The organism is Vibrio sp. zbq_1 (genome assembly GCF_043102935.1).
GTDB classification, from domain to species: Bacteria; Pseudomonadota; Gammaproteobacteria; order Enterobacterales; family Vibrionaceae; genus Vibrio; species Vibrio parahaemolyticus.
This window is the reverse complement of sequence record NZ_JBICJH010000042.1, coordinates 78,123-94,947: the sequence shown is the minus strand read 5'-3', so window position 1 is coordinate 94,947 and position 16,825 is coordinate 78,123. Positions and strand designations below refer to the sequence as shown.

Genomic DNA, 16,825 nt, shown 5'->3' with positions numbered 1-16,825 from the left:
CAAACATCCTCCATGATTTATTGGGCTTGAACGCGCAGTTCAGCAGCGCTGCGGCTTTGGTGACCAAGTAGCGTGTTTAAGTCAGCCGCTTGAGGTTTCACCAAGTAGAACTTCGGAATCCATTCGTCAAAGTTCGCCAAAATATGTTCTGCATGGCTAGAGCCAGTCTCTTCGAGATGCTCCGCAATTAGGCCGCGCAAGTGCTCTTGGTGGATGTATAGATCCGACAGTGAAATGGCTTCCACTGATTCGTTGTTTACACGACCTTGGAAGTCTTGATTTTCATCCAACACGTAAGCAAAACCGCCCGTCATACCAGCGCCGAAGTTCACTCCTGTGGCGCCAAGAATAGCCACAATGCCGCCAGTCATGTATTCACAAGCGTTATCGCCAGCACCTTCTATGACGGCGATGGTGCCAGAGTTACGAACACCAAAACGCTCTCCTGCTTTACCCGCAGCAAACAGTTTGCCTCCTGTCGCGCCGTACAAACATGTGTTACCGATAATGGTGGCTTCGTTACATTTAAATGCAGTGCCTAGGTGAGGTTTAATCGCGATCTTACCACCAGCCATGCCTTTGCCTACGTAGTCGTTCGCATCACCAGTGAGGTAAAGCTCTACGCCGCCCGAATTCCAAACGCCAAACGACTGGCCAGCCGTACCATCAAGATAGATTTTGATTGGCGAAGCTGCCAAACCTTGGTTGCCATAGCGTTTTGCTATCTCACCAGATAAACGCGCGCCAACAGAACGGTCGGTGTTGATGACGTTGTAGAAGAAACTTGCTGATTGGCTGTTTTCGACAGCATTCAAGGCATCATCAACGATTTTTTGGTTGAGTTCGGCTTTATCAAACGGTTTGTTTGGCTCCGTCCAAAATAGTGGATGACCTTCGGTTGAAATAGGAGCTTCTAAGATGTTTGATAGATCCAACTTGGTTTGCTTCGCTGTGAACCCCTCGACGGCTTCAAGTAAATCAGTACGACCAATTAAGTCTGTCAGCTTCTCTACGCCGAGTGTTGCGAGTAACTCACGTACTTCATCGGCAAGGCCAGTAAAATAGTTCATTACCATTTCAGGTAAGCCTTTAAAGTACTCTTTACGAAGGGTTTCATCTTGAGTTGCCACACCCGTTGCACAGTTGTTCAAGTGGCAAATACGTAAGAATTTACAACCCATAGCAACCATTGGTGCGGTACCAAATCCGAAGCTTTCCGCACCAAGAATCGCGGCCTTAACAACATCTAGCCCTGTTTTTAACCCGCCATCTACTTGAAGACGAATCTTATGGCGAAGGCCATTTGCAACCAGTGCTTGTTGGGTTTCTGCGAGGCCAAGTTCCCAAGGACTACCTGCGTATTTCACCGAAGTCAGTGGACTTGCGGCCGTACCGCCATCGTAACCTGAGATAGTGATGAGGTCGGCGTAAGCTTTTGCGACCCCTGTGGCTATGGTGCCAACACCAGGCTCGGAGACGAGTTTCACCGAAACCAGGGCATTCGGGTTGACTTGTTTTAGGTCGAAGATCAGCTGGGCTAAATCCTCGATCGAATAAATATCGTGATGTGGAGGAGGGGAGATTAACGTCACCCCTTGCACCGAGTAACGCAGCTTGGCGATTTCTGCCGTGACTTTGTGCCCTGGTAGCTGACCACCTTCACCAGGTTTAGCTCCTTGCGCAACCTTGATTTGCAGTACGTCTGCATTGGTTAGGTAATGAGGCGTAACCCCAAAACGGCCTGATGCGATCTGCTTGATTCGCGAGTTACGCTCGGTGCCAAAACGACGAGGATCTTCACCACCTTCGCCAGAGTTAGAGTAACCACCAAGACGGTTCATCGCCGTTGCAAGTGCTTCGTGTGCCTCTGGGCTCAACGCTCCGATAGACATGGCGGCAGAATCAAAACGTTTGAACAATTCTGTTTTAGGTTCGATTCGTTCAAGTGGCAATGGCGAGTCAGTTTTTTTCAGTGCCATTAGGTCACGCAACATCGCGACAGGGCGCTCGTTTACTTGTTTGGCAAAACTTTGATAATCGTTACTTTCACCAGATTTTACCGCTTTTTGCAGTGTGCCTACCACATCAGGGTTGTAGGCATGGTACTCACCGCCATGTACGTATTTGAGTAATCCACCATGTTCAATCGATTTACGTTTTGCCCACGCCTTGCGGGACAAGTTGGTTAAATCTTGTTGGAAATCATCAAAGTTTGCGCCTTCGATGCGAGTGGTTACGCCTTTAAAGCACAAGTCGACCACTTCCCGGCTCAACCCAACAGCTTCGAACAATTGTGAGCAACGGTAGGAGGCGATGGTCGAAATACCCATCTTCGACATGATTTTGTACAAGCCTTTGTTGATGCCGTACTGATAGTTCTGCATAACATCGCGGTAGTCTTTATCTAGGGCACCATCGTCAATCAACTTGCCTAGCGCTTCATAAGCTAGATACGGATAAACCGCCGTAGCGCCAAAGCCTAGCAATACGGCAAATTGATGAGGGTCACGTGCGGTTGCGGTTTCCGCGACGATGTTGGCATCACAGCGAAGGTTGGCTGTAACTAAGCGAGTTTGCACGGCGCCGACAGCCATGGCGGCTGGAATTGGTAACTTGCCTTTAACTAATGCGCGGTCGGAAAGAACCACTAAGACGGTACCTTCTCGCACCACTTGTTCAGCTTGATCACATAAGTCATCGATCGCTTGTTTGAGATCTTTCTCTTGTGGATCGTAGTTTATGTCGAGAATGGTATTGTGGTAGTGATCGTCACCCAGCTCAAGCAACTGCTGCATGTCAGAGTAAAGTAGCACTGGAGAATCAAATGTCACTCGATGCGCGTGGCCGTCGGTTTCACAGAAGACGTTCATCTCCTGACCTATACTGGTGGCTAACGACATAACATGCTTTTCACGTAGTGGATCGATAGGCGGGTTAGTGACCTGAGCAAACTTCTGGCGGAAGTAATCGGTAACCAAACGCTCTTTCGAAGACAGTACTGCCATTGGCGTGTCATCGCCCATAGAGCCTACGGCTTCTTGACCCATATCGCCAAGTACGCGCAGAACCTGATCCACTTCTTCATTGGTCATGGCGAACTGCTTTTGATAGGTCTTAAGCAAATCTTCATCGAAGCTTCGCTCACCCACTTGATCTTCAGGTAGCTGAGAGAATGGCGTTAGTTTGCGAACGTTGTTTTCCATCCATTCGCGGTATGGGTGACGAGATTTGAGATCGTTATCGATCTCGCTTGATTGCCACAGTTTACCTTTACGAGTATCGACAACTAACAACTCACCAGGGCCAACACGACCTTTTTTCGCAACTTCGTCTGGTGCGTAATCCCAAATACCGATTTCAGAAGCCAGCGTGATCAACTTGTCTTTTGTGATCACGTAGCGAGCTGGGCGCAGACCGTTTCGGTCGAGGTTACATGCTGCGTAGCGGCCATCGGAAAGTACGATCCCTGCTGGGCCATCCCAAGGCTCCATGTGTTTGGAGTTGAAATCGTAGAAGGCTCGTAGATCGGGATCCATATCTGGGTGATTTTGCCATGCTGGTGGAACAAGCATTCGCATGGCTCGGAAGATATCCATGCCGCCGGCCAAGAATAGATCCAACATGTTATCCAGACTTGAAGAATCCGAACCAGTCTCATTTACAAACGGAGCTGCGGTTTGTAAATCGGGCAGCAATGGGGAAGAGAATTTATAAGCACGCGCTCGGGCCCATTGGCGGTTGCCTTCAATGGTATTGATCTCACCGTTGTGAGCAAGATAACGGAACGGCTGCGCCAGTGGCCAGCGAGGTTGAGTGTTGGTTGAAAAACGCTGGTGGAACAGACAGATAGCTGATTCCATGCGTAGATCAGCAAGATCAAGGTAGAAGCGAGGCAAATCCGCAGGCATGCACAAACCTTTGTACACCAGCACTTGCGTCGATAAGCTACAGATGTAGAAATCAGGATCTTCGGTGATCTGTTTTTCAATACGGCGACGGGCAATATAGAGACGGCGTTCAATGTCGCGCTCACGCCAGCCCGCTGGAGCTGAGATAAAGACTTGCTGAATATTGGGCAGTGAGTTGGCCGCAATCGGGCCGAGTACTGCAGAATTTGTTGGAACTTCGCGCCAACCCGCAACCGTTAAGGTTTCTTGAGCGAGTTCTTTATTGACGATGTCTTTAGATAATTGAGCTTTAACCGGATCTTGGCTGAAGAAAAGCATCCCTACGGCATATTGTTTGCCTAGGTTGAAACCATTCTCTTCGGCGATAAGGCGTAAATAGGAATCGGGCTTTTGTAAAAGAAGACCACAACCATCACCTGTTTTACCATCGGCGGCAATACCACCACGGTGGGTCATTCGGTCAAGTGCAGAAATTGCTGTACGAACCAGCTTATGGCTTTGCTCGCCTTCCATATGTGCGATCAAGCCAAATCCACAGTTGTCTTTCTCAAGACTTGGATCATAAAGAGCCATTGCAATTCTCCCTTTGCTTATCTGTCATCCCGACAGATACATCAACACTGCTTACGTTGATAGTGATGACTAACTATGCGTCACTTTTATATTTTTGTGTGTATTTATTCAGTTAATTTAGAAAAATATTTAACAAAATTTGTGTGTTTTATTTTCATCAACTTCACAAGCTATAGCTTATTGTAAAAAAGGTCAAGTTATTAGTGGATAATCATGTGAATATGCGATTTACCGTTTAATTGCCTAAAATAGTGTAATAATTTCAATGAGATAGAAAATTGATTGTTACAAAAAAGTAACATTTGATACTGGGGGGAATAAAAAAGACCAGCATAAAATGCTGGTCAAAAGATAAAGATTGGAAGGAATTGTTTTCTTTCTTGGTCTTTAGCCATCGATATCGCTGATGGCTAAGTGATGACTTTGAAAGAAGGAAGCGTGAATGCCCCCTTTATGCTGAAAGCATTAGCGAATTTGCTTTTGCTTCAAGGTTAGTGCCACCCATCAGGTATTCATCAATAGCACGAGCACATTCGCGACCTTCGTTGATACAACGAACCACCAAAGATTGGCCAGTACGCATATCACCTGCGGCGAATACGCCTTCTTGATTCGTCGCGAAACCTTGTGTTGCAACGTTGCCGCGATCATCGAGTGCGATATCCAGTTGAGCAAGCACGCCAGTTGGTTCTGGGTGCAGGAAGCCCATCGCTAGGAAAGCCATGTCACATGGGATCACGCGCTCGCTGCCTTCTACTTCTTTAAAGCTTGGGCGCTCGCCTGGTTTCGCATCTTCCCAAACGATATCTGCAAGACGAAGACCTGTAACTTCACCTTTGTCGTTACCGATGAACTCTTTGGTCAAGATGTTCCAGTGACGATCGACACCTTCTTCATGAGAAGTCGAAGTGCGTAGGATCATTGGGTATTGAGGCCAAGGCATATTGGCTGGGCGCTTCTCTGGTGGAATCGGCATGATTTCAACTTGAGTTATGCTTGCTGCGCCGTGACGGTTTGATGTACCCACACAGTCTGAACCGGTATCACCACCACCGATTACGACAACATGTTTTTCTGCTGCGTGAATTTCTTCACCTTTTAGATCTATGTTGTTTGCTCGGCGATTGTTTTGTCCGAGGAACTGCATTGCAAAGTACACGCCTTTTAGATCGCGTCCCGGAACAGGAAGATCGCGAGGAACGGTTGAGCCTCCAGTCAGCAGTACCACATCGTACTCTTGACGCAGTTGTTGCGCGTTTACATCGACACCAACGTGTTGATTTACTCTAAACTCAACGCCAGCTTCTGCCATTAGATTGATCTTACGATCAATGACTTCCATGCTCAGTTTGAAATCTGGAATACCGAAACGCAGCAGACCACCCACTTTCTCGTCACGTTCGAATACGGTCACGGTATGGCCTGCGCTGTTTAGCTGCTCGGCAGCCGCAAGACCCGCAGGGCCAGAACCAATAATAGCGACTGTTTTACCAGTGCGAGAACGCGGAGTTTTTGGTTTGGCGTATCCTTCACGATACGCCGTTTCCACGATGGTTTTCTCAATATTACAGATAGTGATTGGGTCTTGGTTAATGCCAAGCACACATGCACTTTCACAAGGAGCGGGACAAACTCGACCAGTAAACTCCGGGAAGTTGTTGGTTGAACTTAGAATGTTCCATGCTTCTTCCCAGCTATCACGATAAACCGCATCGTTAAATTCTGGGATGATGTTGCCGATAGGGCAGCCGTTATGACAAAACGGCACACCACAATCCATACAACGAGAAGCCTGAGTATTGATTTTGCTACCAAACTCCTCGTTCAGAACGAACTCTTTGTTGTTCTTGATACGTTCAGCTGGGTCGATCTTCTGTGGTAGTTCACGACCATGCTCTAAAAATCCAGTAGGCTTACCCATTACACTGCCTCCGCTTGAGTTTCATTTCCTTGAGACTGAGCCTCCTCAGCTTTACGCTTTTGAAGAACCGCTTTGTAGTCACGCGGCATCACCTTAACCATAGAGGCTAGGCTTGCTTCAAAGTTATCTAGGAAAGACTGAGCGACTTCACTTCCTGTGAATTGAACATGCTTGGTTAGCATGTCGAGTAATAGATCTTTGTCTTCTTGCTCGATTGGGTCTAGGTCAACCAGCTCTGGGTTTAGTTTCGACTCAAAGTCACCTGATTTATCCCATACGTAAGCCACGCCGCCACTCATACCTGCAGCAAAGTTACGACCTGTTGAACCAAGGATGATGGCTGCACCGCCCGTCATGTATTCACAACCGTGGTCACCGACACCTTCTACAACCACTTTCGCGCCTGAGTTACGAACACAGAAACGCTCACCTGCCATACCGCGAATGAAAGACTCACCCGAAGTTGCACCGTAGAAACATACGTTACCAACTACGATGTTGTCTTCAGCGACAATACTGGATTTCGCGTCAGGGTAGAGCACTAAAGTACCGCCAGATAAGCCTTTACCCCAGTAGTCGTTTGCATCACCTTCCACTTCGAACTTCACGCCCTTAGCGAGGAATGCGCCGAAAGATTGACCTGCAGAACCTTTGAATTTGACATTCATTTGTTGAGGTAGACCTTGGTCTTTGTACACTTTCGAAATTTCGTTAGACAGCATGGTTCCGACAGAGCGGTCTGTGTTAACGATAGGGAAGTCAGCACTTACTGCTTCACCTTTTTCTAGAGCTGGAATTGCGGCTTGAATCAGCTTACGGTCTAGTACTGCTTCAAGGTTGTGGTTCTGCTGCGCTTGGTTAAACACGCCATCAGCTTCGCGAGGCTGTTCAACATGAAGTACAGGAGATAGATCCAGGTTCTTGTATTTCCAATGAGAAACGTCTTGGCGAACTTTCAGTTTTTGACCTTGCCCTACCATCTCATCGATAGTGCGGAAGCCAAGTTCAGCCATGATTTCTCGCAGACCTTGGGCCATGTATTGGAAGAAGGTTACGACGTCTTCTACGCGACCATCAAAGCGCTCGCGAAGTGTTTTGTTCTGAGTCGCGATACCAACAGGACAGGTGTTCTTATGACACTTACGCATCATGATACAGCCTTCAACCACCAATGCTGCGGTTGCTACGCCCCATTCTTCTGCGCCTAGTAGTGTTGCCACAGCAAGGTCGCGAGGTGTCTTCATCTGACCATCTGCTTGAACAACGATACGGTTACGTAGGCCGTTCTTCAGTAGCGTTTGGTGGGTTTCTGCCAAGCCCAGTTCCCAAGGAAGACCAGTATGACGGATTGAAGACATTGGTGACGCACCCGTACCGCCATCGAAACCTGCGATAAGCACAACGTCCGCTTTCGCTTTCGCAACACCAGAAGCGATCGTACCTACGCCCGCTTCCGATACCAGTTTCACGTTTACACGACCAGCGCGGTTGGCGTTTTTCAAATCGTAGATCAGCTGAGCCAAATCTTCGATTGAGTAGATATCGTGGTGTGGCGGTGGTGAGATCAGACCGACGCCTGGAGTCGAGTGACGAGTGGCACCGATCCAGTCATCCACTTTATCACCAGGTAGCTGACCACCTTCACCCGGTTTCGCACCTTGAGCCATCTTGATTTGAAGTTCTTCAGCGTTAGTCAGGTAGTAAGACGTCACACCGAAACGACCAGAAGCCACCTGTTTGATTGCAGAGCGTTCCCAATCACCATTTTCTTTGCGCTCAAAGCGCATTGGGTCTTCACCACCTTCACCTGAGTTGGACTTCGCGCCTAAGCGGTTCATCGCAACTGCCAGTGTTGAGTGCGCTTCATAAGAGATCGAACCAAACGACATTGCGCCTGTTGCAAAGCGTTTTACGATGCTTTCGATTGGTTCTACTTCATCGATAGAGATAGAGCCCGCAGGGTTCTTGATGAATTCCAGTTGGCTACGTAGCGTTACCGCGTTGTCACCTTGTTTATCGACGGCACTCGCATACTGCTTGAACTGCTCGTAATCTTTGTTGCGAGTTGATTGCTGGAGTAGAGAGATAGTTTCTGGGTTGAATAGGTGTTTCTCACCACGTTGTTTCCACTGGTAAACACCGCCCACATCCAGCATTTGAATTGGGATTTCGCGTTGTGGGTAACCGATGCGGTGGCGGATCAACACTTCTTTCGCGATGTCATCCAGAGTCAAGCCTTGGATGCGAGAAACCGTACCAGTGAAGTATTTGTCTACCACTGACTTGTGGATACCCAATGCTTCGAAGATTTGCGCGCCATGGTACGACTGCAGGGTTGAGATACCCATCTTCGAGAAGATCTTCAGAAGGCCGCCATTGATCGCTTTACGGTAGTTGTTGAACAGATCGCGAGGGTTCGCTTCTGGATCCAACTTCTTAGTACGTTGAAGTTCAATGATGGTTTCAATCACTAGGTAAGGGTTAACCGCATTTGCACCGTAACCAAGTAGCGTTGCAAAGTGGTGTGTTTCACGCGCGTCACCAGTTTCAACCACGATGTCACACTTCGCTCGTAGACCTTTACGGATCAAATGGTGATGTACTGCACCAACTGCCAGCATTGCTGGGATCGCTGCGTGGTTTGAGTTCACTGCACGGTCAGTTAGAAGGATGATTGAGTAACCATCGATAACCGCATCTTCCGCGTATTGGCAAATACGTTTCAGTGCACGTTCTAACTTACCTTTGTCTTCACTGGCCTGGAATACAATATCCAGTGTTTTCGCTTGCAGGTGTTCGTTATCGATAGCACGCAGTTTTTCAAGCTCAGAGTTAGCCAGTACAGGTGATTCAAGCTCAACTTTCTGACAGTGAAGCGGTGTCTCCGTCAGTAGGTTTTGGTCTTTACCAAGGTAAGTGTTCAGTGACATAACCATACGCTCACGGATCGGGTCGATCGGTGGGTTAGTCACCTGAGCAAATAATTGCTTAAAGTAGTTCGACAGATGCTGAGACTGGTGAGACAGCACGGCTAGCGGCCAGTCGGCACCCATTGCAGATAGTGGCTCTTTAGCATCATTTGCCATTGGAACGATGATTTCGTTCACTTCTTCAGTACTTACGCCAAATGCTTGTTGACGGTGTAGAAGATGTTCTGGCTTAGGTTGGCTGAACTGGTTGCTCGCATCAGGCAGCTTCTTCAAGCTCAGCAGGTTGTCTTTCACCCACTGTTCATAAGGCTGTGAAGTTGCGATGGTGTCTTTCACTTCTTCATCAGAAATGATGCGACCTTGCTCTAGATCCGCAACGAAGATACGACCTGGTTGCAGGCGACCACGGAACTCTACGTTCTCTGGTGCAATATCCACTACGCCAGATTCTGATGCCATGACTAAGAAATTATCTTTGGTCACTGTGTAGCGAGAAGGGCGTAGACCGTTGCGGTCGAGCGTTGCACCTACTTGAACACCATCGGTAAAACAGACAGATGCCGGGCCATCCCACGGTTCCATAATGTTTGCGTGGTACTGGTAAAACGCGCGACGCTTAGGATCCATGTTTTTATTTTCTTGCCATGCTTCAGGGATCATCATCATTAAGGCATGTGGCAGGCTACGACCAGAAAGAACTAGGAGCTCAAGTGCCATATCAAAGTTTGATGAATCCGAGCTGCCTTCCTGACAGATAGGAAGAAGCATGTCGATTTCAGCCTGAGTAAACAGGTCTGATTCTAGGATCGCTTCACGGGCTTTCATCCAGTTCAAGTTACCGCGAACTGTGTTGATTTCACCGTTGTGAGCGATGTAACGGAAAGGCTGTGCAAGACGCCATTTCGGGAAGGTATTGGTAGAGAAACGAGAGTGTACCAGTGCCAGAGCGGTCACCATGGTCGGGTTTTGCAGATCAAGGAAGTACTGAGGCACTTGCTCGGTCGTTAACTGACCTTTGTACACCAATGTCTTGTAAGACATTGAGTTAATGTAGAAGTCGTCACCAATGTTCGAAACGCTTTCTAGGCAAACGCGTACGGTGTAATTACGAAGTACGTAAAGTTTGCGTTCTAGCTCTTCAGGTGTGATGCCAGGACCGCCGGAGATAAACACGTGCTCAAATTGAGGCTCTGTGCTTAGAGGGTCGGCACCAATCATGGAGTTGTCGGTTGGTAATACGCGGTAGCCGATGACTTCGAGATCTAAGCGTTTGGCATTACGCTCTAAAATGTCACGGCATTGTTCGCGTTTGTATTCGTCTTTTGGGAAAAGAACGACACCAACGCCATACTTTTCAAACGAAGGCAGTTTAATGCCTAGTTTAACGGCCTCTTCTAATAGGAATTCATGAGGTTTTTGCAACAAAATACCCGCACCGTCACCGCTGCATGGGTCACAACCTTGACCGCCACGGTGTTCCATGCGAGCCAGCATATCCAATGCTTGAGTCACAACTTCATGAGATTTACGGTTTTTAAGGTGAGCAACAAAACCGATACCACAAGCGTCATGCTCCAATTCCGGAGTGTATAGACCCTGTGAATTTTGCTCTCTATCTACCATAGATACATCCTTCCAGTTCAATGCGACGCAAAGGTACGAGGCAGACCGAAGTTGCCTTGTGACACATAATGCGTCTTGTCCTTTATATTTATTATCGCCACCAGTCGAGGTTGACTGGTCTTGATTCCTTTCCGTATCTCGCAGGAAAAGTATTGCGAGAAAAACAATCCTTGGTGATATCCCTTTATTTATTCTCACTATTTAGTGATTTATATAGGTGGGAGTGGGATAACACCGACAATTCCCGCTGCGCGTGCTGTAATAAAAGTCACAAAAAATGCGGGGTTGTGTAAGTATCCTACAATTTTGTTACTTCGGATTGCAATGAAAAGTCGCCTCTGTGACCCAATTTTTTCGTTTAAATATGCATTTTTAGTTTAACATTTACGCAACATGACGCTTTTTTGTCTGTATTTATGCAAGTTTATTGATTTCACACCGATTGGGCGTTGTTTGAATTGAGTAATATTGTTTGTTTTTTCTTGCAGGGATGTAATTTAGTTACACAAATCGTAGTGAGAGTCATTACGGTTTACTATTGGTGAGAATCTATGCAGTTACATGAGTTGGTCAACACATTAGGCCAAGATCTACAGCGTCGATACGGCGAAAAAGTTCATAAGCTGACGTTGCACGGTGGTTTCAGTTGCCCAAACAGAGACGGAACAATCGGCCGTGGTGGGTGCACTTTTTGTAATGTAGCGTCGTTTGCTGACGAAGCTGTACAAATCAAAAGTATTCATGAACAGTTGAAAGATCGTGCTGGTGAGATCCATCGAGCGAAGAAATATCTGGCGTATTTTCAGGCTTACACCAGTACTTATGCAGAAGTACAAGTACTGAAAAATATGTATGAAGAAGCGCTCAAAGCTGCTGATATTGTGGGTTTGTGTGTGGGAACTCGCCCAGACTGTGTGCCTGACTCGGTATTGGATTTGCTGTCAGATTATGTAAACCAAGGTTATGAAATTTGGCTCGAGCTAGGTCTTCAAACTGCAAATAACGATACGCTCAAACGCATCAACCGCGGACATGATTTTGAATGTTATGCGGAGATCACTCAGCGAGCTCGAGCCTTAGGGATCAAAGTTTGTACTCATTTGATTGTTGGATTACCGAAAGAAACCCGCGACGATAATATTGAAACGCTGCAAAAAGTGTTGGCCGTGGGCACTGATGGCATCAAGTTACATGGCCTGCATATTGTGGAAGGCAGTACGATGGCGAAAGCTTGGAGAGCTGGCAGATTAGAAGCTCCTGGATTGGAAGAATATGTTGCGATTGCCAGTGAAATGATTCGTATGACGCCCGCTGATGTTGTGTTTCATCGTGTCTCTTCCGCAGCTCGTCGTCCAACGTTGTTGTCCCCGCTTTGGTGTGAAAACCGTTGGTTAGCCATGACTGAAATTGGTCGCGCATTAAATAAAGATGGCGCTCAAGGCTGCTTAATAGGAAAGCCTTTTATCTACACGAAGCCGGAATTAAAAGCAGATTGCTCAATAAATAACTGATATATTTTTAGCAGTTTGCTTTATAGGTGGAAAAATGGATCAGTTACTTAATTGGCTTTGGAATGGGCAGGAGAGTTATGGATATATTGTCCTGCTATCGATAGTCAGTGCGATTGCGATAGCACTTATCTACTTTCGTTTCCAAAACGCACTTAAGCAGCTTATTACTGATTCGCCTTATCCAGTGCTGGTGCTAGATGCCAGCCATGGACAAATCCTACTTTCGAATCAAGCAGCGATGCAGTTGCTTGGCATTCGATCTCTGGGTACAGGCTTTTTGTACCCAGCCTTGTTTGAGCTTCACAAACTCTCTTCGTTGCTAGATAGTTTTTCCAGTCGCTATTTCCGTCACCAAGTCTTTGATTGGCGTTTATCTGAAAACGAATCTATTAAGGTTGAATTGTCCGGCCGAAAGAGTTTGCTACGTGGTCATCGTGTTTGGATCATGTACGCGCAACCTTATCAAGTCACTTTACAAGAGCAGCAGCAAGAGTTGGCGCAGTTAGAGATGGCTCGCTCAGCGCTAGATTCGCTGTCCGAGTTGATCTGCTTGCAAGATTGTCAAGGTAACTTATTGACGACGAATCGTGCCTTTGACCAGTTTTGGGAGGGGCGACGAGAAGAAGCCATCACTGCAACGGCGAGCCGAGTCGCTACCCGTAAAAGTGAACGAAAATGGACGACGGACACGCAAGGTCGCAGCTGCTTGCTTGAAGTGAATTTAAGCTCGTTAGTATCGCCAAGTGGTGAGCTACTCGGAACGTTGTCTATTAGTCACGATGTGACGGAATGGCATAAGATTCAACAGAACTTACGTGATGAAATGGAGCGTCGTAAAGACACTGAAGTCGCTTTGGCTCAGCGTGACACCATTCTTCAAACAATCTTAGATGCAAGCCCTGACTCTATCGGTATTTTTAATGAGAATATGGTGTACCAAGCGTGCAATAAGCCATTTGTAAACGCTTTAGGTATATCTGAAGTTTCTGATTTGATTGGAAAGCGTCTTCAAGATGTCATTCCCGTTGAAATGTACACGCGGTTGGAAACGAGCGACCTACATGCTCTACGACAAGCGGAACCGGTAAGGTACATCGATAAGGTCGTGAGTAGTGATGGCCATATTACGTGGTTTGATGTGGTGAAATCGCCGTTTAAAGACAAGGCATCGGGTACGAATGGCGTTCTTATCATGGCGCGTGATATTTCAGAGCGTTATCTCGCCGAGCAAAAACTTGAACAAGCGAACCTTGAACTTGAGAAATTGAGCTTTATGGACAGCTTGACGCAAGTGGCGAATAGACGCCGATTTGATGAACGTCTTCATGTACTTTGGTATCACCACATTCGTGAAAAATTGCCTTTGACTATCATGTTGTGCGACATCGACTTCTTTAAAGATTACAACGACTGTTACGGACACCAACAAGGCGACGAGGCGTTGATTCGTGTCGCGGCGGTCTTCAAGCAAGTGATCAACCGTTCTTCAGACTGCGTGGCTCGATACGGTGGTGAAGAATTTGGTTTTATCTTACCAAACACGACAACAGAAGGCGCAGAGCAAGTCGCTCAACGCATTCATCAACAAATTAGACAGCTTGATATGGAGCACGGTAGTTCGGAAGCTTCAGAGCACCTGAGTGTGAGTATCGGCTTTGTTTCTTACGTTCCTCAGCATGGTGATGAACCTGAAATGGGCATCGCTATGGCCGACAGTGCGCTATACCAGGCCAAAGCCGATGGCCGTAATCGCACCTGCATCCACCCTAGTTCCTTCTAGCGCTTTGTGACCGCTTGCTCTAAGTTGATAGCAAGCGGTTTAAATCACCGTATTAAACACGTTAAACTGCTTATACCTTGTGTTCTCGTCTGTGATCCTCTGATTGTCGCCAGTTCATCAAGGTGAATGCCTCAAAATCAAACAGACCTAAATTGCGTTAGGCCTTGTACATCTGCCCGTTTTCAATATGTCGGGTTGATAGCTTGCTTGTGCCATGGAGTAGTGAATGAAGCCCATGAAAAATCTCGCCCAGTACTATGTAGACTTACTGGTGAAACTAGGGATTGTCCGTTTTTCAATTTTGTTAGCCCTAGCGCTGGTGGCACTTGCTGTCGTCGTACAAGTTGGTATCACTTTGGCTCTCAAAGGGCGCGTCGATGATATCGACATCGTACGTTCCGTTTTCTTTGGTTTGTTAATCACGCCCTGGGCCGTTTACTTCCTATCTGTGGTGGTAGATCAGTTAGAAGAGTCTCGTCAACGATTGACTAAGCTGGTTTCTAAATTGAAAGACATGCGTTCACGCGACCAAGAACTGAACTTCCAACTACAGCAGAACATCGAAAAGCTCAATCTAGAGATTGAAGAGCGGATTAAAGCGGAAGAAGCGCGTGAAGAGGCGATGCAGGATTTAGAAAATGAGGTTTTCCAGCGTGAGCGAACGCAATTAGAGTTAGCAGAGCGTACCGCTTTGTTACGTTCATTCATCGATGCGTCACCTGATTTGATTTATTACCGTAATGCCGATGGCGTCTTCTCTGGTTGTAACCGAGCGATGGAAGAGTTAACGGGCAAGAAAGAGCATCAACTTGTCGGTTTGAGCCCGTGGGATGTCTACAGTAAAGAAATTGCGCAACCAATCGTAGATACCGACCAAAAAGTCTTTAGCGACAACCAAGCGATCACTTACGAGCAATGGTTGGAATACCCTGATGGGCGAAAACACTATTTTGAATTGCGCAAAGTACCATTCTATAGCAAAGACGGTCGCCACTTAGGATTGGTTGGTTTTGGGCGAGACATTACTGAGCGTAAGCGTCACGAAGAATCTCTAGAAAAAGCCAGCCGAGATAAAACGACGTTTATCTCCACAATTAGCCATGAACTTCGCACACCGTTAAACGGCATTGTTGGCTTGAGTCGAATGTTGCTTGATAGCCCGCTGACGGAAGAGCAGCGTAAGCACATGCAGACGATTAACGTGAGTGCGATTACGTTGGGGAATATCTTCAATGACATCATCGATATGGACAAATTCGATCGTCGTAAGCTTGAACTGTTACCTGCGCCATTGAACTTTGAAGACTTTGTCGCCGAGATAGAGAGTATTTCGGCGCTCATGGCGGAACAAAAAGGACTGCGTTTCGACTTAGAACGTTTGAGTGACCTACCAAAAGCGATCGAGGTGGATGCGACCCGTTTACGTCAGGTGATTTGGAACCTAGTGAGCAACGCGATGAAGTTCACCAAAGAAGGGGGCGTTGTGATGACAGTCAGCGCTGATGTCGAAGAAGACTTCGCGACTATCATTATGGAAGTCGAAGACACTGGCATCGGTATTCCTGAAGCTGAACTGGATAAGATTTTTGCTATGTACTATCAAGTTAAGTCGGGTAAAGACAACTTGCATGCAGTAGGTACAGGTATTGGGTTAGCGGTTTCGAAACAGCTGATCAATATGATGGATGGGGACATTACGGTCACAAGTGAAGAAGGCTTTGGTAGTACTTTTACTGTGTCGATTCACGTTCCTATTGTTGAACTCGAAGAGCCGGTAATCGATGCGAAGCGCGACAATGTGCATCTCAACATCTTTATGGTTGAAGACATTGAACTTAACGTGACGGTGGCTAAGTCGCTGCTAGAAAGTTTGGGGCATTCCGTGACGGTCGCGATGACTGGGGAAGAAGCGTTAGTCAACTTTGTGCCGGATCAATACGACCTTGCGCTGTTGGACATTCAACTGCCAGACATGACAGGGTTTGATGTGGCGAAGTACTACCGTGAGCATTATGACCACTTACCTCCGTTGGTGGCGTTAACGGCGAACGTGATGAAAGATCGTCGAGAGTACTTAGAAAATGGAATGGATGACGCAATCAGTAAACCATTAGCTGTGCATGCTATTCAGTCAGTGATAGATAAGTTCTTTGTTGATCGAGTCGATAAACCCGCGGTGATTGTTAAGCCTGAAGTCAAGGAAGAAGCGGCGCCTTCTCCTGTGATTGAGACACATCTACTGGATCTGGATATGCTAGAGTCTTATGTGGATATTGTCGGCGTTAAACCCGTGTACGACAGCATCAAGATGTTTGAAGACATGATGCCAGATTACATTGAGGTATTAGACTCAAACATGACCGCAAAAGATCAGGATGGCATTGTTTCTGAAGCGCATAAAATCAAAGGTGCGGCAGGATCTATTGGTCTTAAACGTATCCAAAGCGTTGCTCAAAAAGCGCAATCCCCGGATATGCCGGCATGGTGGGAAAATATTTCTGACTGGGTCGAAGAGATAAAGAATGAATACCAAAACGATATTCAGGTACTCAAAAGTTGGTTAGATCAAAGGAAATAAC

At 46.9% G+C, this 16,825-nt stretch carries 6 protein-coding genes; 3 read left to right on the top strand and 3 right to left on the bottom strand.

Translation table 11 applies throughout. From position 1 onward, the window contains the following. Window positions 1-17: 17 nt before the first annotated feature. From gltB (ACF8CV_RS20135) to gltB (ACF8CV_RS20125), 3 genes are all read right to left on the bottom strand, one after another. Entirely contained in the window at window positions 18-4,481 is a 4,464-nt protein-coding gene (gene gltB, locus ACF8CV_RS20135) for a glutamate synthase large subunit (protein ID WP_138938668.1), read from the bottom strand. Between the two features lie 451 nt (window positions 4,482-4,932). Next, complete coding sequence (locus tag ACF8CV_RS20130; RefSeq protein WP_138938669.1) at window positions 4,933-6,402, bottom strand: glutamate synthase subunit beta; 1,470 nt, start codon at window positions 6,400-6,402, stop codon at window positions 4,933-4,935. Further along, window positions 6,402-10,955 carry a glutamate synthase large subunit gene (gltB, locus tag ACF8CV_RS20125; RefSeq protein ID WP_138938670.1) on the bottom strand — a complete coding sequence of 1,518 codons (4,554 nt, stop codon included), beginning with the start codon at window positions 10,953-10,955 and terminating at the stop codon, window positions 6,402-6,404. The genes ACF8CV_RS20130 and gltB (ACF8CV_RS20125) overlap by 1 nt, the downstream gene beginning before the upstream one ends. A gap of 551 nt (window positions 10,956-11,506) precedes the next feature. Here gltB (ACF8CV_RS20125) and ACF8CV_RS20120 point away from each other — a divergent pair. The 3 genes from ACF8CV_RS20120 (at window position 11,507) to arcB (ending at window position 16,824) form a co-directional block, all read left to right on the top strand. Beyond that, complete coding sequence (locus ACF8CV_RS20120) at window positions 11,507-12,466, top strand: TIGR01212 family radical SAM protein (RefSeq protein ID WP_138938671.1); 960 nt, start codon at window positions 11,507-11,509, stop codon at window positions 12,464-12,466. 34 nt (window positions 12,467-12,500) lie between these two features. Next, window positions 12,501-14,246: a diguanylate cyclase gene (locus ACF8CV_RS20115; RefSeq protein WP_138938672.1), complete on the top strand. Its 1,746-nt coding sequence runs from the start codon at window positions 12,501-12,503 to the stop codon at window positions 14,244-14,246. A 226-nt stretch (window positions 14,247-14,472) separates the two neighbouring features. After that, window positions 14,473-16,824, top strand: a complete 2,352-nt coding sequence (gene arcB / locus ACF8CV_RS20110) for an aerobic respiration two-component sensor histidine kinase ArcB (protein ID WP_017449171.1) — start codon at window positions 14,473-14,475, stop codon at window positions 16,822-16,824. The last annotated feature ends 1 nt before the right edge of the window (window position 16,825 follow it).

Bases quoted from the DNA above. Each gene is read 5' to 3' on its own strand.
- gltB (WP_138938668.1), bottom strand. From the start codon at position 4,481: ATGGCTCTTTATGATCCAAGTCTTGAGAAAGACAACTGTGGATTTGGC.
- ACF8CV_RS20130 (WP_138938669.1), bottom strand. From the start codon at position 6,402: ATGGGTAAGCCTACTGGATTTTTAGAGCATGGTCGTGAACTACCACAG.
- gltB (WP_138938670.1), bottom strand. From the start codon at position 10,955: ATGGTAGATAGAGAGCAAAATTCACAGGGTCTATACACTCCGGAATTG.
- ACF8CV_RS20120 (WP_138938671.1), top strand. From the start codon at position 11,507: ATGCAGTTACATGAGTTGGTCAACACATTAGGCCAAGATCTACAGCGT.
- ACF8CV_RS20115 (WP_138938672.1), top strand. From the start codon at position 12,501: ATGGATCAGTTACTTAATTGGCTTTGGAATGGGCAGGAGAGTTATGGA.
- arcB (WP_017449171.1), top strand. From the start codon at position 14,473: ATGAAGCCCATGAAAAATCTCGCCCAGTACTATGTAGACTTACTGGTG.